The organism is Streptomyces sp. GD-15H, from assembly GCF_045291515.1.
Classification (GTDB): domain Bacteria; phylum Actinomycetota; class Actinomycetes; order Streptomycetales; family Streptomycetaceae; genus Streptomyces.
This window is the reverse complement of sequence record NZ_CP149447.1, coordinates 4,325,339-4,347,744: the sequence shown is the minus strand read 5'-3', so window position 1 is coordinate 4,347,744 and position 22,406 is coordinate 4,325,339. Positions and strand designations below refer to the sequence as shown.

The window sequence follows — 22,406 nt, the reverse complement described above, 5'->3', positions numbered from 1 at the left end:
AGGCCCGGTGGACAAAATCTTGGCCCTGAGCTGGGAAAACAAGGTTATCCACGGTATCCACAGGCCCTACTACTACTCCCAACTAGAGAGAGTGAGGAATCCGTTTCGAAGAGGGTCCTGTGCACAACTCGCCGGTTCGACGCCGACTGCCACTCGTCACGACTTGACCCCGAGGGGCCCCTACTGTCAGTGCAGTGCGTCAGACTGTTCCCGGTGTCCTTCCCCTCGCAGAGGCCGACGACACCGAGGCAGACGACGAAGGCAGAGCAGGGCGTGAGAACGCCGGCAACAGCAGGAGGCGGCTTACGGTGAAGATCCGGGTGGAACGCGACGTACTCGCGGAGGCAGTGGCCTGGGCTGCGCGCAGCCTCCCGGCCCGTCCGCCGGCGCCGGTCCTCGCCGGCTTGCTGCTGAAGGCCGAGGAGGGACAGCTGAGCCTGTCCAGCTTCGACTACGAGGTCTCCGCGCGGGTCTCGGTGGAGGCGGAGGTCGAGGAGGAGGGCACCGTCCTCGTCTCGGGCCGTCTGCTCGCCGACATCTCCCGCGCACTCCCCAACCGGCCGGTGGAGATTTCCACAGACGGTGTACGGGCGACGGTGGTCTGCGGTTCCTCGCGGTTCACACTCCACACCCTGCCTGTGGAGGAGTACCCGGCTCTGCCCCAGATGCCGAACGCGACGGGCACCGTCCCCGGCGAGGTCTTCGCGTCCGCCGTGCAGCAGGTCGCCATCGCGGCCGGCCGGGACGACACCCTGCCCGTCCTGACCGGTGTCCGCATCGAGATCGAGGGCGACACGGTGACGCTGGCCTCCACCGACCGTTACCGCTTCGCGGTCCGCGAGTTCCTGTGGAAGCCGGAGAGCCCGGAGGCCTCGGCGGTCGCCCTGGTGCCCGCCAAGACGCTCCTGGACACCGCCAAGGCGCTGACCAGCGGCGACCAGGTGATCCTCGCGCTGTCCGGCTCGGGCGCGGGTGAGGGTCTGATCGGCTTTGAAGGAGCGGGCCGCCGCACCACCACGCGGCTGCTGGAGGGCGACCTTCCGAAGTACCGCACGCTGTTCCCGACCGAGTTCAACAGCGTCGCCGTCATCGAGACCGCCCCCTTCGTGGAGGCCGTCAAGCGCGTGGCCCTGGTCGCCGAGCGCAACACCCCGGTGCGGCTGAGCTTCGAGCAGGGCGTGCTCATCCTGGAGGCAGGCTCCAGCGACGACGCACAGGCTGTGGAAAGGGTCGACGCCCAGCTGGAGGGCGACGACATCTCGATCGCCTTCAACCCGACATTCCTGCTGGACGGCCTGAGCGCCATCGACTCCCCGGTGGCGCAGCTGTCGTTCACCACGTCCACCAAGCCCGCGCTGCTCAGCGGCAGGCCGGCGGTGGACGCGGAGGCGGACGCCGCCTACAAGTACCTGATCATGCCGGTGCGGCTCAGCGGCTGACGTCGCACCCCCTTGTCCGCGGCTGCCCCCGGCAGTCCACAGTTGTGCACAGTCCTTCCGGGTCCGGTGGACACCGGATCGTGGATACCGGTATCAGAGCCGGACCCGGAAGTGGCCGTGAGCGAAGCCACAGGTGAGGGCATGCGCATGAGCGCGTATGCCCACAGATGTGCGTGAGCGCCCGGGTTTAGGGTCGTGTCGGTACGTAAGTGCCGCGGCACGCCCGTGCCGCCATGCCACGTCGCAACCTAAGGAACACAACTGATGGAGCTCGGTCTCGTCGGCCTCGGCAAGATGGGCGGCAACATGCGTGAGCGGATCCGCCGCGCGGGCCACACCGTCGTCGGATACGACCGCAACCCGGACCTCGCCGATGTCCACAGCCTGGAAGAGCTTGTGGGCAAGCTCGAGGGCCCGCGTGTGGTCTGGGTGATGGTTCCGGCAGGCCAGGCGACCCAGTCGACCATCGATGAGCTCGCCGAGCTGCTCCAGCCCGGCGACGTCGTCGTGGACGGCGGCAACTCCCGCTGGACGGACGACGAGAAGCACGCCGGGGAACTGGCGGCCAAGGGCATAGGCTTCGTCGACTGCGGCGTCTCCGGCGGCGTCTGGGGCCTGGAGAACGGCTACGCGCTGATGTACGGCGGCGACAAGGAGGACGTCGCCAAGGTGCAGCCGGTCTTCGACGCCCTCAAGCCGGAGGGCGACTTCGGCTCGGTGCACGCGGGCAAGGTCGGCGCGGGCCACTTCGCGAAGATGGTCCACAACGGCATCGAGTACGCGATGATGCAGGCCTACGCCGAGGGCTGGGAGCTGCTGGAGAAGGTCGACTCGGTGGACAACGTCCGCGAGGTCTTCCGCTCCTGGCAGGAGGGCACCGTCATCCGCTCCTGGCTCCTCGACCTCGCGGTGAACGCGCTTCACGAGGACGAGCACCTGGACAACCTCCGGGGTTATGCACAGGACTCCGGTGAGGGACGCTGGACTGTGGAGGCCGCGATCGACAACGCGGTCCCGCTGCCGGCGATCACCGCGTCGCTGTTCGCGCGGTTCGCCTCCCGGCAGGAGGACTCGCCGCAGATGAAGATGGTCGCGGCGCTGCGCAGCCAGTTCGGCGGCCACGCGGTCGAGAAGAAGTAGTCCGAAGAACAGGAGGTCGGCGCACGACCATGCACGTCACGCATCTGTCGCTGGCCGATTTTCGTTCCTATTCCCGGGTCGAGGTCCCGCTCGACCCGGGGGTGACGACCTTCGTCGGCCCCAACGGGCAGGGGAAGACGAACCTCGTCGAGGCGGTCGGCTATCTCGCCACACTCGGCAGCCACCGTGTCTCCTCCGACGCCCCGCTGGTCCGCATGGGCGCCGACCGCGCGATCATCCGGGCCCAGGTCCGGCAGGGCGAGCGGCAGCAGCTCGTCGAACTGGAGCTGAACCCGGGCCGCGCCAATCGCGCCCGTATCAATAGATCCTCGCAGGTCAGGCCCCGGGACGTGTTGGGGATCGTCCGCACGGTGCTGTTCGCGCCCGAGGATCTCGCTCTGGTGAAGGGTGATCCCGGCGAGCGGCGCCGCTTCCTGGACGATCTGATCACCGCCCGCTCCCCGCGCATGGCGGGTGTCCGCTCCGATTACGACCGGGTCCTCAAGCAGCGCAACACGCTGCTGAAGTCGGCCGCGCTGGCCCGCCAACACGGTGGGCGCACCTTGGATCTGTCCACCCTGGACGTCTGGGACCAGCATCTCGCGCGTGCGGGCGCCGAACTGCTGGCCCAACGCCTGGATCTGATCGCCGCGATCCAGCCACTCGCCGACAAGGCGTACGAACAGCTCGCGCCGGGCGGCGGGCCCGTCGCCCTGGAGTACAAGCCGTCGGCGCCCGGCGAGGCGCACACGCGCGAGGACCTGTTCGAGCAGTTGTCGGCGGCTCTCGCCGAGGCGCGCAAGCAGGAGGTCGATCGGGGCGTCACCCTGGTCGGCCCGCACCGGGACGATCTGCTGCTCAAGCTCGGTCAGCTGCCGGCCAAGGGCTACGCCTCCCACGGCGAGTCGTGGTCCTACGCCCTGGCACTGCGTCTGGCCTCCTACGACCTGCTGCGTGCCGAGGGCAACGAGCCGGTGCTGGTGCTCGACGACGTCTTCGCCGAGCTGGACGCGCGCCGCCGCGAGCGCCTCGCCGAGCTCGTCGCGCCCGGGGAGCAGGTCCTGGTGACCGCGGCCGTCGACGACGACGTTCCCCATGCGCTGTCGGGGACGCGGTTCGTCGTGTCCGGGGGGAGGGTGGAGCGGGTATGAGCGACCCCCGAGGGCCCGACGCCCCTTCCGCGGAGATGCCCGGGGCGGTCCCTGAGCCCTCGGGGGTCGACCTCGCGCGCGTGGCGTTGCGCGCGGCCAAGGAGGCGGCACGCGCGCGTGGGGACGTGGCGCAGCAGAAGAAGCAGGCACGGCGCGGTGGCCTGCGCTCCGGCGCGCGTGGCGACCGGCGCGATCCCATGGCGCTCGGTGCGGCGATCAACCGACTGCTCACCGAGCGTGGCTGGGAGGCTCCGGCCGCGGTGGGCGGTGTGATGGGGCGCTGGCCCGAGATCGTCGGTGAGGACGTGGCCAAGCACTGCGAACCGGAGCGCTACGACGAGGACGAGCGGGTGCTGTTCGTGCGCTGCGATTCCACGGCCTGGGCGACGAACCTGCGGCTGCTCGCCCCGACCCTGGTCGCCCGGCTGAACGAGGACCTGGGCCACGGCACGGTGCAGCTGATCAAGGTCAATGGACCGGGTGGCCCCGCCCGCCGCTACGGCCCTCTGCGCGCCCCCGGGAGCACCGGTCCCGGGGACACGTACGGGTGACCCGGAGCCCTGTTCCGGGCTGTCCGCGACAAGGTGATCGACGTCACATCAGGGCTTCCCGGGAGTGCGTTCGGTCCACCGGTGCCCCTTTCGTCATGCGACCGGACAGGGTGCGGAATTGCCACCTGACTCCTAAGTGGCCATGGGTTGACGGTCGAAAGCGCTGGGTGCCCTCGTGAGCCTCTTGGAGCCCCCATCCGCATATCGGGAGTCGGACGAGACCGGTTGAGGGCGGCACGTGGGGACTCAGGCACCGGCAAACCCCCATCGATGTCCGAGCTACCGGTAGACTGGGGGCAATCCCGCCCCGATCGTGGGGACCGCCCGGGAAAAGCTGAGCAACGCTGATCAAGGCTTACCAACGCAACATGCCGCAGCCGCTCCGGCAACCCGCCGCCGAGCCTGGCTCGTGGTGTGCCAGAAAGGGCGCTTCGTGGCCGATTCCGGCAACCCCAACGAGAACATCCCGTCCACCGACACCGGCGTGAACAGCGAGGCGACCGCCCTCAGCGGCGAGGTCACCGCCTCGTACGACGCCAGTGCCATCACCGTCCTCGAGGGTCTGGACGCGGTCCGCAAGCGACCCGGTATGTACATCGGTTCGACCGGTGAACGAGGCCTGCACCACCTGGTTCAGGAGGTTGTCGACAACTCCGTCGACGAGGCGCTGGCCGGGCACGCGGACACGATCGACGTGACGATCCTGGCCGACGGCGGCGTCCGGGTCGTCGACAACGGCCGAGGCATTCCGGTGGACATCGTCCCCTCGGAGAACAAGCCGGCCGTCGAGGTCGTGCTGACCGTGCTGCACGCGGGCGGCAAGTTCGGCGGCGGCGGCTACGCGGTCTCCGGTGGTCTGCACGGTGTCGGCGTCTCCGTGGTGAACGCCCTGTCGAGCAGGATCTCCGTCGAGATCAAGCGTGACGGCCACCGCTGGACGCAGGACTACAAGATGGGTGTCCCCACGGCCCCGCTGGTACGGCACGAAGAGGTGGAGGAGACCGGGACGACGGTCACCTTCTGGGCCGACCCGGACATCTTCGAGACCACCGACTACTCCTTCGAGACGCTCTCCCGGCGTTTCCAGGAGATGGCGTTCCTCAACAAGGGTCTGCGGATCAACCTCGCCGACGAGCGCGAGTCGGCGAAGGCCACCGCCGGGGCGGACGAGGCGGGCAAGGACGAGGAGTACGAGGTCAAGAGTGTCTCGTACCACTACGAAGGCGGCATCGTCGACTTCGTGAAGTACCTCAACTCCCGCAAGGGAGATCCGGTGCACCCCACCGTGATCGACCTCGAGGCCGAGGACAAGGACAAGCTCCTGTCCCTCGAGGTCGCCATGCAGTGGAACAGCGGCTACACGGAGGGCGTGTACTCCTTCGCCAACATCATCCACACCCACGAGGGCGGTACGCACGAGGAGGGTTTCCGCGCGGCGCTCACCAACCTGGTGAACAAGTACGCGCGCGAGAAGAGGCTGCTGCGTGAGAAGGACGACAACCTCACGGGCGACGACATCCGCGAGGGGCTGACCGCGATCATCTCGGTCAAGCTGAGCGAGCCCCAGTTCGAGGGCCAGACCAAGACCAAACTGGGCAACACCGAGGTGAAGACCTTCGTCCAGAAGGTCGTCTACGAACGCCTCAACGACTGGCTGGACCGCAACCCCAACGAGGCCGCGGACATCGTCCGCAAGGGCATCGCGGCGGCCACCGCGCGCGTGGCGGCCCGCAAGGCCCGCGACCTGACCCGCCGCAAGGGCCTGCTGGAGTCGGCGTCCCTGCCGGGCAAGCTCTCCGACTGCCAGTCGAACGACCCCACCAAGTGCGAGATCTTCATCGTCGAGGGTGACTCCGCCGGCGGCTCGGCCAAGTCCGGCCGAAACCCGCAGTACCAGGCGATCCTCCCGATCCGGGGCAAGATCCTCAACGTCGAGAAGGCGCGCATCGACCGGATCCTGCAGAACCAGGAGATCCAGGCGATGATCTCCGCGTTCGGCACCGGCGTGCACGAGGACTTCGACATCGAGAGGCTCCGTTATCACAAGATCATCTTGATGGCGGACGCCGACGTCGACGGCCAGCACATCAACACCCTGCTGCTGACGTTCCTGTTCCGTTTCATGCGGCCGCTGGTCGAGGCCGGCCACGTGTACCTCTCCCGTCCCCCGCTCTACAAGATCAAGTGGGGCCGGGACGACTTCGAGTACGCGTACTCCGACCGCGAGCGCGACGCGCTGATCGAGATGGGCCGCCAGGCCGGCAAGCGCATCCGCGAGGACTCCGTCCAGCGCTTCAAGGGTCTCGGCGAGATGAACGCCGAGGAGCTGCGCATCACCACGATGGACCAGGATCACCGTGTCCTCGGCCAGGTCACCCTGGACGACGCCGCGCAGGCCGACGACCTGTTCTCCGTCCTCATGGGCGAAGACGTGGAGGCCCGCCGCCAGTTCATCCAGCGCAACGCCAAGGACGTCCGTTTCCTCGACATCTGAGTCGGTCTCAGCTGACCGCCCCAGGAAGGATCTTCACCAGCAATGACCGACGAGAACACTCCCGTCATGCCCGAAGAGGACGGCCTCGCCCTGCGCGTTGAGCCCGTCGGGCTCGAGACGGAGATGCAACGTTCGTACCTCGACTACGCGATGTCCGTCATCGTCTCGCGTGCGCTGCCGGACGTCCGTGACGGGCTCAAGCCCGTCCACCGCCGCGTGCTGTACGCCATGTACGACGGCGGCTACCGCCCCGAGCGCGGCTTCTACAAGTGCGCGCGCGTCGTCGGCGACGTCATGGGCAACTACCACCCGCACGGCGACTCCTCGATCTACGACGCGCTGGTCCGACTCGCGCAGCCGTGGTCGATGCGCATGCCGCTGGTGGACTCCAACGGCAACTTCGGCTCCCCGGGCAACGACCCCGCGGCTGCCATGCGGTACACCGAGTGCAAGATGGCGCCGCTGTCGATGGAGATGGTCCGCGACATCGACGAGGAGACCGTCGACTTCAAGGACAACTACGACGGCCGCTCCCAGGAGCCGACCGTCCTGCCCGCACGCTTCCCGAACCTGCTGATCAACGGATCGGCCGGTATCGCGGTCGGTATGGCGACCAACATCCCGCCGCACAACCTGCGCGAGGTCGCGGCCGGCGCCCAGTGGTACCTGGAGAACCACGAGGCCTCGAACGAGGAGCTGCTCGACGCGCTCATCGAGCGCATCAAGGGCCCCGACTTCCCGACCGGCGCCCTCGTGGTGGGCCGCAAGGGCATCGAGGAGGCGTACCGGACGGGCCGCGGTTCGGTCACCATGCGCGCGGTGGTCGAGGTCGAGGAGATCCAGAACCGCCAGTGCCTGGTGGTCACCGAGCTGCCGTACCAGACCAACCCCGACAACCTCGCGCAGAAGATCGCCGACCTGGTGAAGGACGGCAAGATCGGCGGCATCGCGGACGTCCGTGACGAGACGTCGTCCCGTACCGGCCAGCGCCTGGTCATCGTGCTCAAGCGGGACGCGGTCGCCAAGGTCGTCCTGAACAACCTCTACAAGCACACCGAGCTGCAGACCAACTTCGGTGCCAACATGCTGGCGCTGGTCGACGGTGTGCCGCGCACGCTCTCCCTGGACGCGTTCATCCGCCACTGGGTGAACCACCAGATCGAGGTCATCGTCCGCCGTACGCAGTTCCGGCTGCGCAAGGCCGAGGAGCGCGCGCACATCCTGCGCGGCCTGCTGAAGGCCCTGGACGCCATCGACGAGGTCATCGCGCTGATCCGGCGCAGCGACACCGTCGAGATCGCGCGCGGGGGCCTGATGGGCCTCCTGGAGATCGACGAGATCCAGGCCAACGCGATCCTGGAGATGCAGCTCCGCCGACTGGCGGCACTGGAGCGTCAGAAGATCGTCCAGGAGCACGACGAACTCCAGGCGAAGATCAACGAGTACAACGAGATCCTCGCCTCCCCGATCCGTCAGCGGGGGATCGTCAGCGCGGAGCTGACCGCGCTCGTCGAGAAGTACGGTGACGACCGCAAGACCAAGCTGGTGCCCTACGAGGGCGACATGTCCATCGAGGACCTGATCGCCGAGGAGGACATCGTCGTCACGGTCACGCGCGGCGGCTACATCAAGCGCACCAAGACCGACGACTACCGGGCCCAGAAGCGCGGCGGCAAGGGCGTGCGCGGAGCGAAGCTCAAGGAAGACGACATCGTCAACCACTTCTTCGTGTCCACCACGCACCACTGGCTGCTGTTCTTCACCAACAAGGGCCGGGTCTACCGGGCGAAGGCGTACGAGCTGCCCGACGCCGGCCGGGACGCACGCGGCCAGCACGTGGCCAACCTGCTGGCCTTCCAGCCGGACGAGTCCATCGCCGAGATCCTCGCGATCCGCGACTACGAGGCGGCGCCCTACCTGGTTCTGGCCACCAAGGCGGGCCTGGTCAAGAAGACGTCGCTGAAGGATTACGATTCTCCCCGCGCGGGTGGCGTGATCGCGATCAACTTGCGGGAACAGGAAGACGGTTCCGACGACGAACTGATCGGGGCTGAACTCGTCTCGGCAGATGATGATCTACTGCTGATCAGCAAGAAGGCACAGTCGATCAGGTTCACCGCGACGGACGACACCTTGCGGCCCATGGGCCGTGCGACCTCGGGCGTGAAGGGCATGAGTTTCCGCGAAGGGGACGAGCTGCTCTCGATGAATGTTGTTCGACCCGGTACGTTCGTGTTCACTGCCACAGACGGCGGGTACGCGAAGCGGACCGCTGTCGACGAGTACCGCGTCCAGGGTCGCGGCGGCCTCGGCATCAAGGCTGCCAAGATCGTCGAGGATCGTGGGACTCTCGTCGGCGCGCTGGTGGTCGAGGAGACCGACGAGATCCTCGCCATCACGCTGTCGGGCGGTGTGATTCGCACGCGAGTCAGCGGAGTCAGGGAGACGGGCCGTGACACCATGGGCGTCCAACTGATCAATCTGGGCAAGCGCGATGCCGTGGTCGGCATCGCCCGTAACGCCGAGGCGGGACGCGAGGCGGAGGAAGTCGACGGCGACGTGGCCGTGGACGAGACCGACGAAGGTGCCGTGACCACCGGCACGGACGAGGGTGAGGCGCCCTCGACCGAGTAGCACGAGGAGTGAGTCAGCGTGAGCGGAGCCACGGGCGCCGGGTCGACCGGTACCAGTACGGGTACGGACGGCGGTGGCCGTGGCTCTGCCGCGCGGGCGACAGATCCGCACACGACCAACCTGAAAGCGATCAAGTCGCCCGGCAAGGACTCGCCTTCGTCCGACAGACATGGATCCCAGGGGGAACTGTGACGGACACCCGAGGTCAGCAGCAGAGCACGCCCGGACAGGGCGCCGCTGCTCACACGACCTCACCGCTGCCGGGGAACGGCAGCCGCAGCAGCAGGCGGGGCCGTACCACCCGCCGCAGGCGTACCAGGCGCAGGCCGGTACGGCAGGGGGCCCGGCCGGCGCGGTACGCCGCCCGCGCACCGGGGCGCGCACCATACCGCGCGTGCGCAAGGCGCGTCTGCGGGTGGCCAAGGCCGACCCCTGGTCGGTGATGAAGGTCAGCTTCCTGCTCTCCATAGCCCTGGGCATCTGCACGATCGTCGCGTCCGCGGTGCTGTGGATGGTCATGGACGCGATGGGTGTCTTCTCGACGGTCGGCGGCACGATCTCCGAGGCGACGGGCTCCAACGAGTCGAACGGCTTCGACCTCCAGTCGTTCCTGTCGCTGCCCAACGTGCTGCTGTTCACGACGGTCATCGCGGTCATCGACGTCGTCCTGGCGACGGCTCTGGCGACCCTCGGCGCGTTCATCTACAACCTCTCCGCGGGCTTCGTGGGCGGTGTCGAGCTCACGCTGGCCGAGGACGAGTGAGCGGCGCTCAGCGGCTTCCCGGCCTGCTCTGACGGCCCTCCGACAACCGATTTTGGGACTGCCCGGGTCGTGCGCTAATCTTCAGGAGTCAGCGCGCGGGACACGTACCGCAGAGCGCGGCGGGGCTATAGCTCAGTTGGTTAGAGCGCATCCCTGATAAGGATGAGGCCACAGGTTCAAATCCTGTTAGCCCCACCAGCCGAAAGACCCCCAGCCGATCATGGCTGGGGGTCTTTGGCATCCACGGGTGACATCAGCCGGTGAGCGGGTCCTCCAGAAGCTCGGCGAGCATGCCGACCGCCTCGCGCTCGCTGTCGCCGACCGTGTGCGTGTACACGTCCATGGTCACGCTGATCCGACTGTGCCGGAGGATCGCCTGAGCCACCCTGGGGTGCACCTTCAGGAAGGCGAGCGGGGTCTCCCACAGGTGTGCCGGGCGAGGCGGACCGTGATGCGGCGGACGCCGGCCCGCTTGACCGGCCGATCGAAGGTACGGGAGAAGCCCACCGGATCGATCGGGCCGCCGTGTTCGGAGGAGAAGATCGGGTCATGGTCCGGCTCCTGCGACCAGTGCTCACCGGCGATCTTGCGTTCCGGCTCTTGCAGCTCCCGACGCTCGCCCAGGGCACGGGCGCAGAACTCCGGGAGTGGGAGCACCACCTGTGAGCACTTCGTTTTGAGTCCTTGAGGACCAGGCCGACGCCCTTGACGCGCTGGACCTGCTTGACCGGGGTGAAGTGGCCGGCCTCGAAGTCGATGTCCTGCCGGCGCGGCCCGAGCACCTCGCTGCGGCGGAGGCCGAGGACAGGACGAGGACCCGTCCGACCGCTTGGTGATCGTGCCGCTGCCGTTGGGCCGAAGCTTCGCCCTCGGGCAGCCTCCTCGGTCTGGCCGGCGATGAAGTCACGGACCACGTGGTCCGGGATGCGGCGGCATCCGTCGACCTTGATGGACACGAGGCGGTGGGTGCGGATCAGGTCGTAGACCTTGGTCCGGCCCACCTTCAGCCGCGCCATGACCTAGGGCACGGCCAGCAGTTCGGGGGCGGCGGTGGTCATGCAGCGGCTCCTTCCGGGTCGAGCAGGGCGGGCAGTTCCTCGCGGGCGGTTTCGCGGTTGTGCTGGATGTCGCGGCGGATGTGGGCGGCGATCCTCCAGGATTCGCCGGGGGTGTGGCCTCGGCCGGCGTAGGTCCAGTGGGCGAGGGGCAGGGTGGTTGCTTCCTCGTCGTCGGGGTCGGGCGGGCCGAGGGCCTTGCGTTGCTGGGTGGCCCGGTAGTCGGCTCGGGTCTGTCGGAGAGCGCCGAGGGTGGTCGAGTAGCGGCGTGACTTGGTGGAGAAGTGGCCGCGGAATCCGAGCATGTGGGCCCGCCCAGTCGCGCGGCTTGCGATCCGGGTAGAGAGCGCGCGTGCAGGGCAAGCACCCGGCTGCGCTCCGCTCCGCAGGGCGGGCTTCCCGGCTCCGCTCGGGGCGCCGCTCCTGCCTTCGGCCCGCTCCGCCGACGCCCGCCCACATAGGGACAGGCCCAGGTCCTGCCGTCACACTCGCGTCGTCCGCCCGGCGGCCCGGCCGGGCGGGGCGAGGAGCCCAAAAACCTTCGCACCTGCTCGCCTCGCCCGGTACGGTCTCGAGCGTGTTCCCACTGCGGGGAGCCCAAGAGCTCCGCGCGCGGCCGCCCCGGCAGTTCCCACGCTGAGAGTAGGTTTCGTCAATGGCATGTCGTATCAGTGAGCTCGTGCTCGGTTGCCGCGACCCCGAGGTGCTGGCGCGGTTCTGGTGCGAGGTCCTGGACTTCGTCGTGCTCGGTCGCGAAGAGGACGGCACCCTCGAGATCGGGCCGCGCGAAGGGTTCGGCGGCCCGCAGCCGACGATCATCCTCAGCCGCAGGGACGAGCCGGAGCCGGGGAAGTCCCGGCTGCACATCGACGTCAACGCCACCGACCGCGATCAGGACGCCGAGCTCGAACGTCTCTTGAAGCTCGGGGCGCGCCCGGCCGACATCGGCCAGACCGGCGAGGAGCAGTGGCACGTTCTTGCCGACCCCGAGGGCAATGAGTTCTGCCTGCTCAAGGCCCGCCTCAACCCGCTCTGACGGCTCTGTGCCCCCGGTGCGGCCCCAGGGGCATGAGGGAGAACCCGTACGAGCCGCAACAGGTCGAGACAGTGCCTCCGGCGGGGGCGCTCCGACTCCGGGATGGAAGGAGCGCCGTACGCGAGTGCGGGTCCGTCGTGGCGTGCGCGGAGAGCTCCCCTCCCATCCCGCCTGCCATCGACCCGGGCGAAGCCGAGCAGACGCGGCCCATGGCGTCCAGGTCGTTCGTACAGTGGCGCGCTCCACATGCGTGTGGGTCGACGGCAGACGGGATGGGAGCTGGGGCGAGTGGTGGGTTGAGGGGCGGGGGCACCGGCACGGGCGGGACCTGACGCGTTCGGTGGGTGCGGGCATGGGGGAAGGCCCGGCCGCTCGTTGTCGAGCGGCCGGGCCCTTCGCGTGCCGTTGAGGCTGTACGCGAGTTCGCCGGGACTTCGGGGGAGCCGGAAGCGGCACGGGGTGGGGTGGGGCGGTGGGCCTCCAGTGGCCCACCGGGCCCAGCGGCTCAGCGCTGGAGCGGGAGGTGACCGGTGCGGGGTTCTGCGGGGGACGCGGTGCCGTCGGAGCAGGGGGTGGAGGCCGGGTCAGGGGCCGGGTTCGCGAGCGGGCGGTGGCGGCACCTGGGGGACGCTCCGTGGGCCTCCGCGCGGATGCGCTGTTTCATCGTGGGGGGCAGGGCCCTCGCATGGGACCAGGGCCGGACGGACGTGGCCGGCGCCGTCGCGTCCGGCGCGCTCTCGCTGTTGCGCGTCGTCTCGGTCTGGGATACCGCCGCGGCGGAGGCGGTCGTGGTGATGAGTCCGAGCGCCGTGCACAGCGCGAGGAAGGCGGTGATGATGGCGGTCCACAGCTTCATGACCTTGTTCCGGGCCATGGCCCCTCACTTTCGGGTCGGGCGATTTGCGTACTTTCCTCATGATGTGTATGCGGGCCGCGAAGTGGTGGACCAACGTCCGTGGCGCGTCGATGTTCAGATGAACACCACCCGGATGGGTGCAAGGGGGTGAAAGGTGAAGGAGTGCGGAGGGAGATGGCCAAATTCACCGACTGTGCGGATGTGGTCACCCTCTGATCCGACCGACGTGTTCCGCTCCTACCGCGCAGTAGGGATGGGGAGTTGTGCAGCCGACGCAGGTCACTGATCGGTATCGGTCGGTGTGTATAGTCGGGCGCCAGAGGTCCCCTACGTCAAGAAAGACGAGGTCGCGCGGTGAAGAAGCTTCTCCTGGTCGCACTGGCCGCCATCGGCGGGCTCCTCGTGTACCGCCAGATCCAGGCGGATCGCGCCGAGCAGGATCTGTGGACGGAGGCGACTGACTCCGTGCCCACGGGTTCGTGAGTACCGAGATACGACGCTGAACAGACCCCGGCCGCGCTCGCGGTCGGGGTTTTGTGTATGGGGAGGCCTTGTCGACGGGCCTTGTCCGCGGGGCAGGATGGGCCACGGTGCGACGTCCGGGCGACGACGAGGAGTGGCGCGTGAGGGGACGGCGGTGTATGGCGTGGGGGCGGCACGCCCGGGCGGGACGTGGTCAGGCCCCGGCAGCCGCGTGCGCGGGCGTGGTGACGCTCGCGTCGGTGATGCTGCTGGGGGCGGCCGACGTGTCTGCGGGGCCGGAGGCGGTCGCCGCCAAGGCTGCCGTGACAACGGGGCCGACCATGACGTCCTCCAGTGCCTCTGCTGTTTCCCCGACGACCGGGGCCGCTGAGGCGTTTTACCGGGCTTCCGGGAGCGTCGGGACTCCCCCTGCCTTCCGCGCCTCTTCCGGGGCTCCTGAAGCTCCTGGGGGGTATGCCTTCACCGAGGGCGCACAACGGATCGACGGGGCAGCGAGCACAGCCGACGCCGTACGGCTGGAGACCGGTCGGACCTACCGGAGCACTCTTCCGGCGAGCGGCAGGATCCACTACCGCCTGGAACTCGACGCCGGCTCGAACGTCTACGTCTCCGCCACCGCCGTCCCCCCGGGCGGCGGCAGCGCCGCCGTCATCGACGGCGTCAAGGTGTCCGTGCAGGACGCGGACGGCCGCTCCTGCGACGTGGACACCGCAACCTTCGGTGCCGCCGCCAGCCCGCACCCGGTCGCCGCGTCGGCCGTGCGCGAGATATCCCCCAGGAAATCCCTCTGCCAGGACGCCGGTACGTACTACGTGATCGTCGAACGCGCCGATCCGGACGGAAAAGGTGCCTCCCCCGACGCCTGGGAGCTGGAACTCACCACCGCGTCGGAACCGCGGCTGGAACAGAGCGGCGCGACGACCGCGCCCAAGGAGTGGAACTCCGCCTCGCCCCAGCCCGTCGCCGGAGAGGCCCAACGGCGCGCGGGCGGCGTCGGTTTCGCCGAGGCCACCCCACTCGGTGAGGGAGTCTGGCGGGACGACATCCGGCCCGGCCGGACGCTCTTCTACAAGGTTCCCGTCGACTGGGGCCTGCAGTTCCACGTCACCGCCGAACTGGGCAGTTCGAGCTCCGGCGGCACCGGGTTCGTTCCCGCCGCCCTGGACCTGGACCTCTACAACCCCGTACGCGGGCATGTCGCGGACGTGGGCATCGGCTACGACGGCAGACAGAAATCGGGCAGCCTCCCCCTGCTGCACCCCGTCGCGTACGCCAACCGCCATGCCGCCCGCGCTCAGGTCGGGGCGATGCGCTTCGCCGGCTCCTACTACCTCGTCGCACACCTTACGGCGGAGGTGGCGGACGACTTCGGTGACGGGCCCGTCCCGCTGACGCTGCGGGTGCGGCTCAGCGGTGCGGCACAGGACGGACCAGAGTACGCGGGGGAGTCCGCGCCGGCGGACATCTTCGCGGTCACCGGGAAGGACCTCGCGGCAGCGGCTCGGGGCCAGTCCACGGGTGACAGCACCGTGATGACGGCGCTCGCGGTGGGCGGTATCGGAACCGGCAGCGCACTGCTGGTGGGACTCGGTGTGTGGACGGTGGTGGCTCGGCGGAGAACCGTTTCCCGGGGCGAGCCGGGCCTCAGATCCGGGTGAGGGCCCAGAACCCCACCGCATAGCAGGCCAGCGCCAGGAGCAGGAGAGGGACGGCCACCCGTGCGGGAGGGCCGGGGCGACGGCGGCGGCGCCGGCCAGGCGCCCTGTGCCGTGAAACTGCCTTGTCCGGAGACGGAACCTGCGGGTCGCGGGCGGTGTATTCAGCAGTAGAGGCATCAGCGCGATGCGACGCGGGGCCGGGATACACCGACGGTTGGGGCAGGGGGAGCGCAGCGGGTGAGTGGGGTCGTGCGGGGATATGGGGCCGGCGTGGACCACCTGCTGCTGTGCGCCGTACGGCGGCTGGGACGGTGCCCGGACCTGGGACTGCGCCGGGACGTGCGCCTGTCCCTGTGCCTGTCCCCGCGTCGGTGAAGAGGGTGTGTGGGGCGGTCGAGCGGGTGCGGGGGAGGACGTGACCGTGGCCTGGGGCGGTGGCAGGTGGAAGCTGCCGGTGTCCGACATGGAGGGCTGTCGCGGCGGGGCGGACGGGGCCGGAGAGGAGACGGAACCCGAGACGGAGACGGAGGAAGAGCCCGCGACGGGATCCGGGGTGGCAGGTGGGGCGGAGTGCGGGGTTGGAGGGGTGCCCTGGCGCGGGTCGGTGGGGATGTCTCCGCTGCCCGTGAGGGAGGGGGAGTCGCCACCCCCGGAGGGCCCGAGCACGGCGCCTGCCGCTCCGGCCTCGGGCAGGCGGTGCGTCTCCCCGCCCTTCGGGTGCTGCCCCTCCCCTCCCGGACGGCTCTGGACCGAGTGCACGCCCGAAGCCGCCTTCAGCGGGCCCTCGGGGCCGAAACCCGGGGGAAGCGGGCCGAGTTGGTCGAAGATCTCGATCAACTCGTCGTCGGGTCCGGGCGCCGGGAGGAGCTCCCCGGCCGCGGCCAGGGCCTTGCGCGCCCCCGTGGCCGTACGGAACCGCGCCTGCGGGTCCGGCTGCAGCAGTGTGGCCACGACCTGCCACAGCGGTTCGGGGATGCTCTGGGGGGCCCCGGGCGTCCCGTGTTCGACGAAGTGCTGGATGAGCGCCTTGGCGTCCGGTTTGGCGCCCTCCAGCAGATACAGCGCGACCAGACCCACGGCGAACAGGTCCGCGGGAAAGTCCGGTTCGGAGCCCGTCATCTGCTCCGGCGCGAGATAGCCGGGCGTGCCCACCACCAGGTCGGTTCCGGTCAGGCGCGGTTCACCGAGCCGCATGGCGATGCCGAAGTCGGACACCCGCAGACGCGGCCTGCCCGTACCGGTGGCCTCCAAAAGCAGGTTGGCGGGCTTGATGTCGCGGTGCACGACGCCTTCCGTGTGCACCGCGGTGAGCCCCGCCAGCAACTGGTCGAGCAGGGTGCTGACGAACGCCGGCGGCAGGGGCCCGTAGTCGCCGACGAGGTGAACCAGTGAACCGCCGCCGACCAGGTCCATGGTGAACAGGACTTTGTCGTCGTCGGCGGCCCAGCTGCTGGGGGCGAGTACATGGGGGTGATCGATCCGCAGGGCCTGCTCGCGCACGAAACGGAGCAGGGAGTGGGCGTCGCTCTGCAGCAGGACCTTGGCCGCCACGTAGCGGCGACGGCGGTGGTCCCAGGCACGCCAGACGGCACCGACACCCCCGCGCCCGATCGGGTCGACCAGTTCGTACCGGCCGGCGAAGACCTCACCCATGGCTGTGCGTCGCTCCTCCCCCAGCGGGGTCTCCCCTTGCCTTACCCCTCTGCCTTACCCTTTCCGCCCCTGCCTCGACTGCGGCCGGGGGATCAGCTCTGGTGGGACTGGTAGTGCGTGACCGCGTCGGAGGTGCGGCCGGCGCCGTAGACCCGGAGGAACTCTGCCAGCTCGGGGTGGGTCGGGGCGAGGACGTCGGCGGCGTCGATGATGTCGCCGGCAGCCGCCACCGAACGCAGCAGTGACTGGATCTCCCGCACCACCCGCTTGACCGTGGGCGCGCCCGAACTGCTCGTCGTCTGCGTGGTGTTGCTGAGCACCGAGCCCCCCTGCGACTTCTTGATCTCCTCCATGCGCTCGGTCGCCTCGGCCGCGCTGACACTGCCGTCCGCGACCTGGCCCGCCAGGTCCTGCAGCAGTTGCACCCGCTGGACCACCGCGGGGTTGCCGATCTTCGCCCGCTGACCGCTCATCAGCTGTGACAGCATCGGTGCGGACAGTCCCAGTACCCCAGCGAGACGAGCCTGGTTGAGGCCGAGGTCGTCTATGAGCTTACGGAAGAGCGCCCCCAGTGGCTCCCCGTACCAGTTCCGCTGCAGTTCCCGCGCTCTTGCGGTGGCTTCCTGCTGTGCGGCGTCCATTGCGTCTCCCCATCGCTTCCCCAAGAACCGTGGTTCGCTGTAGCGAACCACGCCGAGCATCTTACGGAGAGTGGTTGGTCACGGGGACCCCCAATCTTTTTGCGGAACCCCCGGGGGACCCGGTACTCTTGTTTCCGGCGCCCACCCGGATGTGCTTGTTCCTGGTGGACGTTTCACACACGGGGCCTTAGCTCAGTTGGTAGAGCGCTGTCTTTGCATGGCAGATGTCAGGGGTTCGACTCCCCTAGGCTCCACAAGGAAACCCCTCCTACCTGCGGAAAGCAGGTAGGAGGGGTTCTTGCGCATCGCTCCAGGAGCCTGGCGTCACGGCTCCCGGGAGCCTTCGGAGTCCTGGCTTCAGGGCCGGGGCTCCGGACCCGCGGGACCCGTTTCACGTGAAACAGCCCGGTGCGGCAGAAGACGCTGAAGTCTCCCGCCTCACCAGGCTGTTGGTACCGCAGGCGGTGGATGCCGCAGGCTGCCGGTACCGACTTTCAATGCCACCGCGCGTCAGGACTGCTCGTCGCGCTTGGAGGCCTCCTCCTCGTCCTCCTTCGCCCGGACCTCGGGGTCGAGGCTGGAACCGCGGCTGCCGTCCACGGACGCCAGCGTGCCCGGTTCCCCGACATCGGTCGCGGCCGGCGGCTCCACCAGCCAGTCCGGGTTGGCCTGCTTGTCCCACCACTTCCAGACGGCGAACGCGCCGCCCGCGACGGCACCCAGGACCACGACCATCTTCGCGGCCCGGCCGGCCTTTGCGCGTCGCCGCTGCTTGCGGATGAGCTTCTGGATCTGTTTGGCCGAGACCTGACCACGCAGGGCGGCCATCACCGCCGCACTGCGTGCCGCGGCCTCGTCCCTCGCCGGACCGGCGGCGGCCCTGGCCTGCTCGATCCTCGGCCGGGAGTAGTCCGCCGCCTGCTGGGCGGCCTTGCGGGTCCGGACGGCGGCCTCATGGGCAGCCAGATCGACCTTCGGCGGCACATGGGTCCGGGCCTGCTCCAGGTACGGCTGCACATGGACTCCGTACTGGGCACGGGCCTGCCCCGCGGCCTGGGTCATCTTGGGCGCCAGCCGTACGCGCGCCTCCTGTGCGTAGTGCGCGGCCTTCACCTTGGCCGTGTCGGCGTAGGGCGCCACCACTTCCGCGGCGTGCAGCACGCTGTCCTTCGCCGAATCAGTCGCGGCGCGCACGCTATCGATGCGGGTCACGGTTCCTCCTCCTCGGTGGCGTACGTTTTTCGACTGTCCACCCTTTTACGGATCATGCCTTCCTCCTCGACGCCGAGCATGCGCGGAGGGGCATACGGGTGCCGATGGCACTGATCGAGTGCAATGGCGGATGAACACGGGAGAACGGGAGCTTGTCGTCGACAATGCCACGGATGGTTCCCGAGTGCCCCCGTCACGGAGGGACTCACCCGGTTTTCTGCAAGCGGTTCGGCCTTGTTGCCCTCCTGTGAACGGGCGTCGGGCGACTGGACGTCCCGTCCGTGCGAGGATCGGGGAGTTACGGAAAGACAACGGAAGGCACATCGTGGCTGATCAGCTCTACGCCACCCTGAAGACCAACAACGGCGACATCGAGGTCCGGCTCTTCCCGAACCAGGCGCCGATCACCGTCAAGAACTTCGTCGAGCTCGCCAAGGGCGAGCGGGAGTGGACTCACCCGGAGACGGGTGCCAAGTCCACGGACAAGCTCTACGACGGCACGGTCTTCCACCGGGTGATCAGCGGCTTCATGATCCAGGGCGGTGACCCGCTGGGCAACGGCACCGGCGGTCCCGGCTACCAGTTCGAGGACGAGTTCCACCCGGACCTGCGCTTCGACAAGCCGTACCTGCTGGCCATGGCCAACGCGGGTCCGGGCACCAACGGCTCGCAGTTCTTCATCACCGTCTCCCCGACGGCGTGGCTGAACCGCAAGCACACCATCTTCGGCGAGGTCACCGACGCCGCGAGCCAGAAGGTCATCGACACCATCGCGGCCGCGCAGACCAACCCGCGGACCGACCGTCCGCTCAATGACGTCGTCATCGAGTCGGTCGAGATCCGCGAGGGCTGAGGACACAGCAAGGGCTGAGGACGGCCCTGTCCCCAGGAGCGCGAATGCCCTCAGAGGGAACCAATCGCCCCGCTCATCCGTAAGGATGGGCGGGGCGGGGCTCTTTCCACACGACCTAGGGGATCCCATGGACGACCAGGCTGTCGGCAGCTCGCAGGACGCCCGCAGCGTCCCGGTCTGCTTTCGCCACCCGGACCGCGAGACAGGCATTCGCTGCACCCGCTGCGAGCGCCCGATCTGCCCCGAGTGCATGGTCAGCGCCTCGGTCGGTTTCCAGTGCCCCGAATGCGTCCGTGGGAGAGGCTCGGGCACCGGGCACGCGCCCGCCGCCTCGATGCCCCGCACGATCGCCGGAGGCATCGTCGCCGAGGACCCTCGGCTGGTCACCAAGATCCTGCTCGGGATCAACCTCGCGGTGTTCCTCGCGGTGCAGGTCCGGTCGTCGCTGCTGGGCCATCTCGTGCTGATCGGGATCTGGCCGCCGTTCAGCCCCGTCGAGGGCGTCGCCGAGGGCGAGTGGTACCGACTGGTCACCTCGATGTTCACGCACGAGGCGATCTGGCACATCGCCTTCAACATGCTCGGTCTGTGGTGGCTCGGCGGCCCGCTCGAGCAGGCCCTCGGCCGCGCTCGTTATCTCGCGCTGTACCTGATCTCGGGCCTGGCGGGCAGTGCGCTGACCTATCTGCTGGCCTCGGGGAGCGCGGCCTCGCTCGGTGCCTCCGGCGCCATCTTCGGGCTGTTCGGTGCGACCGCCGTCCTGGTGCGCCGACTCAACTACGACATGCGGCCGATCATCGCCCTGCTGGTGATCAACCTGATCTTCACCTTCAGCCCAGGCTTCAACATCGCCTGGCAGGCTCATATCGGAGGGCTCGTCGCCGGTGTGGTCATCGGGTACGCCATGGTCCACGCCCCGCGCGAGCGGCGGTCGCTGATCCAGTACGGAACCTGTGGGCTGGTCCTTGCCGTGGTGGTGCTCGTGATCCTGCTGAGGACGGCCCAGCTCGTCTGAGCACCGGTTTTCCACAGTGTGTGCCGGATCTTGTGCACAGTGTGCGGGAACATCTGTGCCGACTGTCACTGACCGGTGTTTCCACAGGTCAGCGGCGCGCGAACGGGTTTTCGGTTGCCGGTGCTTCTGTCACACCGGCGTCAATCTCCGACGAGTTATCCACAGATCGTCGTTTCTTTTCCCCATGCTGTGGACATGCCTGTGGATAACTCGGTGGATAGTCCTGCCCAGAGCTGTGAACAACTCTGCCCCGAGCCGCCGGGCGGTTCAGGGCAGGGCAGTACTGCTCAGCACTACTTCCACTGTGTCGAGACGCCGAACCCGGCGGCGATGAATCCGAAGCCCACCACGATGTTCCAGTTGCCCAGCGCGTTGACGGGCAGCTTGCCGTCGGTGACGTAGAACACGACGATCCAGGCCAGACCGATCAGGAACAGGGCCAGCATCACCGGTGCGACCCAGGAGCGGCTGGTCAGCTTGAGGGCGGTCGTCTGCTTCGCCGCCGGGGGCGTGTAGTCGGCCTTCTTGCGGATACGTGACTTCGGCACGAGGGTCTCTCCTGTCGATGCGCTGCGTGGCCGCGCAGGGAACTGGGTCGTGCTCGGGGCGGTTGCAAGGGGACTCCGAGCGCTCCCCCGGGCGTCAGTTAGCGTAGTGCTTCCGTGGCGCCGAAGGAGATAAGGGTACGTTGAGCAATTCTGCCGACTCCCCCGGGACGGGATCCAGCCCTGTCCGCCGACGCGGCTTCCGACCGGTCCGGGTGCTCACCGCGGGTGTCTTCGCCCTCGCGGGTCTCATCTTCTTCACCAGCTTCAACACGGCGAAGGGCACCAACATCCGCACGGACGACTCCCTGCTGAAGCTGTCCGACCTCATCCATGAGCGCAGCCACAAGAACGGTGCGCTGGAGGAGTCCAACGGGGCGCTCCGGGGAGACATCGAGTCCCTCGCCGAGCGTGACGACGGCAGGACCGAGGCGGAGGACGACCAGCTCGCCGACCTGGAGCACCGCGCGGGCACGCAGGAACTCAAGGGCGAGGCCGTGACGGTCACGCTCGACGACGCCCCGCCGAACGCCACCGCCAAGCTCCCCGGATATCCCGAGCCGCAGCCCGACTACCTGGTCATCCACCAGCAGGACCTCCAGGCCGTGGTGAACGCGATGTGGCAGGGCGGCGCCGAGGGCATCAAGGTCATGGACCAGCGGCTGATCTCCACCAGCGCGGTGCGCTGCGTGGGCAACACCCTGATCCTCCAGGGCCGCGTCTACTCACCGCCGTACAGGATCACGGCGGTCGGCGATCCGGAGAAGCTGAAGGACGCGCTCGCGGCCTCCCCGGCGATCCAGAACTACATGGTGTACGTCAACGTCTACGGGCTCGGCTGGAAAGTCGAGGACGAGGGGCCGGTGACCCTGCCCGGCTACTCGGGCACGGTGGACCTGCACCACGCGAAGCCCGTCGAGTAGAGCCCACGGGGCGCACCCCGGGCCGGACGGGCCCCACGAGCGAGGCCGCGGAGCCGCCGGTGGGCCCGGGCCGGACAAAACCGTGTCCTCGGACATCGAGGTGATCGACCCTGTGCCACGTACTTCCGGGTGCACGCGCCCCGGCCGTCGTCCGACGCCGGCGACGTGCGAACCGGAAGGGGGCACGGTCATCGGCTGATCGTCCGGGCGCATCCGGACTCCACGCCCTGTGGAGGCCGGGAAACCGGAGGGGTCGCGCCGTTAGTCTGGTGACGAACGGCGTGGGTCCGGTGCCGTGGTGCGA

At 68.8% G+C, this 22,406-nt stretch carries 19 protein-coding genes, 2 tRNA genes and 5 pseudogenes; 16 read left to right on the top strand and 10 right to left on the bottom strand.

The annotated features are described in order from the left end of the window. Positions 1-308: 308 nt before the first annotated feature. From dnaN to WJ438_RS20415, 8 genes and pseudogenes are all read left to right on the top strand, one after another. Entirely contained in the window at positions 309-1,439 is a 1,131-nt protein-coding gene (gene dnaN / locus WJ438_RS20450) for a DNA polymerase III subunit beta (RefSeq protein ID WP_406726537.1), read from the top strand. 264 nt (positions 1,440-1,703) lie between these two features. Continuing rightward, the gene (gene gnd, locus WJ438_RS20445; RefSeq protein WP_406726536.1) at positions 1,704-2,579 is read left to right on the top strand and encodes a phosphogluconate dehydrogenase (NAD(+)-dependent, decarboxylating); all 876 of its coding nucleotides are present in this window, start codon (positions 1,704-1,706) and stop codon (positions 2,577-2,579) included. A gap of 29 nt (positions 2,580-2,608) precedes the next feature. Next, positions 2,609-3,730, top strand: coding sequence for a DNA replication/repair protein RecF (gene recF / locus WJ438_RS20440; RefSeq protein ID WP_406726535.1), 1,122 nt, complete (start codon positions 2,609-2,611; stop codon positions 3,728-3,730). Beyond that, on the top strand, positions 3,727-4,281 hold the full coding sequence (locus WJ438_RS20435) for a DUF721 domain-containing protein (RefSeq protein WP_406726534.1): 555 nt from the start codon (positions 3,727-3,729) through the stop codon (positions 4,279-4,281). The genes recF and WJ438_RS20435 overlap by 4 nt, the downstream gene beginning before the upstream one ends. A gap of 433 nt (positions 4,282-4,714) precedes the next feature. After that, positions 4,715-6,775 (top strand): DNA topoisomerase (ATP-hydrolyzing) subunit B, encoded by a 2,061-nt coding sequence (gyrB, locus tag WJ438_RS20430; protein ID WP_406726533.1) that lies wholly within the window; start codon positions 4,715-4,717, stop codon positions 6,773-6,775. A gap of 42 nt (positions 6,776-6,817) precedes the next feature. Further along, positions 6,818-9,409 carry a DNA gyrase subunit A gene (gene gyrA / locus WJ438_RS20425; RefSeq protein ID WP_406726532.1) on the top strand — a complete coding sequence of 864 codons (2,592 nt, stop codon included), beginning with the start codon at positions 6,818-6,820 and terminating at the stop codon, positions 9,407-9,409. A gap of 18 nt (positions 9,410-9,427) precedes the next feature. Further along, positions 9,428-10,172: pseudogene (locus tag WJ438_RS20420) on the top strand (DUF3566 domain-containing protein). Positions 10,173-10,293: 121 nt separating this feature from the next. Next, positions 10,294-10,370, top strand: a tRNA-Ile gene (locus WJ438_RS20415). Positions 10,371-10,425: 55 nt separating this feature from the next. On the opposite strand, the gene WJ438_RS20410 is transcribed toward WJ438_RS20415, so the two are convergent. From WJ438_RS20410 to WJ438_RS20395, 4 genes and pseudogenes are all read right to left on the bottom strand, one after another. Further along, positions 10,426-10,557, bottom strand: a complete 132-nt coding sequence (locus WJ438_RS20410) for a hypothetical protein (protein ID WP_406729977.1) — start codon at positions 10,555-10,557, stop codon at positions 10,426-10,428. A 14-nt stretch (positions 10,558-10,571) separates the two neighbouring features. Next, positions 10,572-10,832, bottom strand: coding sequence for a hypothetical protein (locus WJ438_RS20405; RefSeq protein ID WP_406729976.1), 261 nt, complete (start codon positions 10,830-10,832; stop codon positions 10,572-10,574). Positions 10,833-11,044: 212 nt separating this feature from the next. Beyond that, positions 11,045-11,188 (bottom strand): annotated as a pseudogene (locus WJ438_RS20400) (excisionase); the annotation flags it as partial. Between the two features lie 38 nt (positions 11,189-11,226). Next, positions 11,227-11,575, bottom strand: a pseudogene (locus WJ438_RS20395) (replication initiator); the annotation flags it as partial. A 307-nt stretch (positions 11,576-11,882) separates the two neighbouring features. Between WJ438_RS20395 and WJ438_RS20390 the strand changes: the two are divergent. Next, entirely contained in the window at positions 11,883-12,263 is a 381-nt protein-coding gene (locus WJ438_RS20390; protein WP_030749457.1) for a VOC family protein, read from the top strand. A 505-nt stretch (positions 12,264-12,768) separates the two neighbouring features. On the opposite strand, the gene WJ438_RS20385 is transcribed toward WJ438_RS20390, so the two are convergent. Next, positions 12,769-13,137, bottom strand: coding sequence for a DUF6344 domain-containing protein (locus WJ438_RS20385; RefSeq protein ID WP_406726531.1), 369 nt, complete (start codon positions 13,135-13,137; stop codon positions 12,769-12,771). Positions 13,138-13,473: 336 nt separating this feature from the next. Here WJ438_RS20385 and WJ438_RS20380 point away from each other — a divergent pair, with 336 nt between their 5' ends. Beyond that, on the top strand, positions 13,474-13,602 hold the full coding sequence (locus WJ438_RS20380) for a DLW-39 family protein (protein WP_003999697.1): 129 nt from the start codon (positions 13,474-13,476) through the stop codon (positions 13,600-13,602). A 193-nt stretch (positions 13,603-13,795) separates the two neighbouring features. On the opposite strand, the gene WJ438_RS20375 is transcribed toward WJ438_RS20380, so the two are convergent. After that, positions 13,796-13,924, bottom strand: coding sequence for a hypothetical protein (locus tag WJ438_RS20375; RefSeq protein WP_406726530.1), 129 nt, complete (start codon positions 13,922-13,924; stop codon positions 13,796-13,798). Between WJ438_RS20375 and WJ438_RS20370 the strand changes: the two genes are divergently transcribed. Then, positions 13,923-15,260 (top strand): hypothetical protein, encoded by a 1,338-nt coding sequence (locus WJ438_RS20370; protein ID WP_406726529.1) that lies wholly within the window; start codon positions 13,923-13,925, stop codon positions 15,258-15,260. The two genes, WJ438_RS20375 and WJ438_RS20370, sit on opposite strands and share 2 nt — an antisense overlap. A 297-nt stretch (positions 15,261-15,557) precedes the next feature. Here WJ438_RS20370 and WJ438_RS20365 read toward each other — a convergent pair. Together WJ438_RS20365 and WJ438_RS20360 are read right to left on the bottom strand one after the other, a co-directional pair. Further along, positions 15,558-16,913: pseudogene (locus tag WJ438_RS20365) on the bottom strand (protein kinase domain-containing protein); the annotation flags it as partial. A gap of 92 nt (positions 16,914-17,005) precedes the next feature. Continuing rightward, the gene (locus tag WJ438_RS20360) at positions 17,006-17,554 is read right to left on the bottom strand and encodes a helix-turn-helix domain-containing protein (protein ID WP_406726528.1); all 549 of its coding nucleotides are present in this window, start codon (positions 17,552-17,554) and stop codon (positions 17,006-17,008) included. Between the two features lie 181 nt (positions 17,555-17,735). On the opposite strand from WJ438_RS20360, the gene WJ438_RS20355 reads away from it, so the two are divergent. Further along, positions 17,736-17,808: transfer RNA gene (locus tag WJ438_RS20355), tRNA-Ala, on the top strand. A gap of 256 nt (positions 17,809-18,064) precedes the next feature. On the opposite strand, the gene WJ438_RS20350 is transcribed toward WJ438_RS20355, so the two are convergent. Then, a complete protein-coding gene (locus WJ438_RS20350) occupies positions 18,065-18,766 on the bottom strand; it encodes a DUF5324 family protein (RefSeq protein ID WP_406726527.1) in 702 nt (233 codons plus the stop codon). 325 nt (positions 18,767-19,091) lie between these two features. Between WJ438_RS20350 and WJ438_RS20345 the strand changes: the two genes are divergently transcribed. Together WJ438_RS20345 and WJ438_RS20340 are read left to right on the top strand one after the other, a co-directional pair. Beyond that, positions 19,092-19,619, top strand: coding sequence for a peptidylprolyl isomerase (locus tag WJ438_RS20345; protein WP_406726526.1), 528 nt, complete (start codon positions 19,092-19,094; stop codon positions 19,617-19,619). A gap of 127 nt (positions 19,620-19,746) precedes the next feature. Beyond that, positions 19,747-20,634, top strand: coding sequence for a rhomboid family intramembrane serine protease (locus WJ438_RS20340; protein ID WP_406726525.1), 888 nt, complete (start codon positions 19,747-19,749; stop codon positions 20,632-20,634). 293 nt (positions 20,635-20,927) lie between these two features. Here the strand turns inward: WJ438_RS20340 and crgA are convergent, their stop codons facing one another. Further along, entirely contained in the window at positions 20,928-21,182 is a 255-nt protein-coding gene (gene crgA, locus WJ438_RS20335; RefSeq protein WP_406726524.1) for a cell division protein CrgA, read from the bottom strand. 140 nt (positions 21,183-21,322) lie between these two features. Between crgA and WJ438_RS20330 the strand changes: the two genes are divergently transcribed. Continuing rightward, positions 21,323-22,102, top strand: coding sequence for a DUF881 domain-containing protein (locus WJ438_RS20330; RefSeq protein ID WP_406726523.1), 780 nt, complete (start codon positions 21,323-21,325; stop codon positions 22,100-22,102). A gap of 67 nt (positions 22,103-22,169) precedes the next feature. After that, positions 22,170-22,367: pseudogene (locus tag WJ438_RS20325) on the top strand (class E sortase); the annotation flags it as partial. Positions 22,368-22,406: the final 39 nt, after the last annotated feature.

What these genes read in the sequence shown, in the direction of transcription:
- gnd (WP_406726536.1), top strand. Translation starts at nt 1,704, where the DNA reads ATGGAGCTCGGTCTCGTCGGCCTCGGCAAGATGGGCGGCAACATGCGT.
- recF (WP_406726535.1), top strand. Translation starts at nt 2,609, where the DNA reads ATGCACGTCACGCATCTGTCGCTGGCCGATTTTCGTTCCTATTCCCGG.
- WJ438_RS20435 (WP_406726534.1), top strand. Translation starts at nt 3,727, where the DNA reads ATGAGCGACCCCCGAGGGCCCGACGCCCCTTCCGCGGAGATGCCCGGG.
- gyrA (WP_406726532.1), top strand. Translation starts at nt 6,818, where the DNA reads ATGACCGACGAGAACACTCCCGTCATGCCCGAAGAGGACGGCCTCGCC.
- WJ438_RS20390 (WP_030749457.1), top strand. Translation starts at nt 11,883, where the DNA reads ATGGCATGTCGTATCAGTGAGCTCGTGCTCGGTTGCCGCGACCCCGAG.
- WJ438_RS20385 (WP_406726531.1), bottom strand. Translation starts at nt 13,137, where the DNA reads ATGGCCCGGAACAAGGTCATGAAGCTGTGGACCGCCATCATCACCGCC.
- WJ438_RS20370 (WP_406726529.1), top strand. Translation starts at nt 13,923, where the DNA reads ATGACGTCCTCCAGTGCCTCTGCTGTTTCCCCGACGACCGGGGCCGCT.
- WJ438_RS20375 (WP_406726530.1), bottom strand. Translation starts at nt 13,924, where the DNA reads ATGGTCGGCCCCGTTGTCACGGCAGCCTTGGCGGCGACCGCCTCCGGC.
- WJ438_RS20360 (WP_406726528.1), bottom strand. Translation starts at nt 17,554, where the DNA reads ATGGACGCCGCACAGCAGGAAGCCACCGCAAGAGCGCGGGAACTGCAG.
- WJ438_RS20340 (WP_406726525.1), top strand. Translation starts at nt 19,747, where the DNA reads ATGGACGACCAGGCTGTCGGCAGCTCGCAGGACGCCCGCAGCGTCCCG.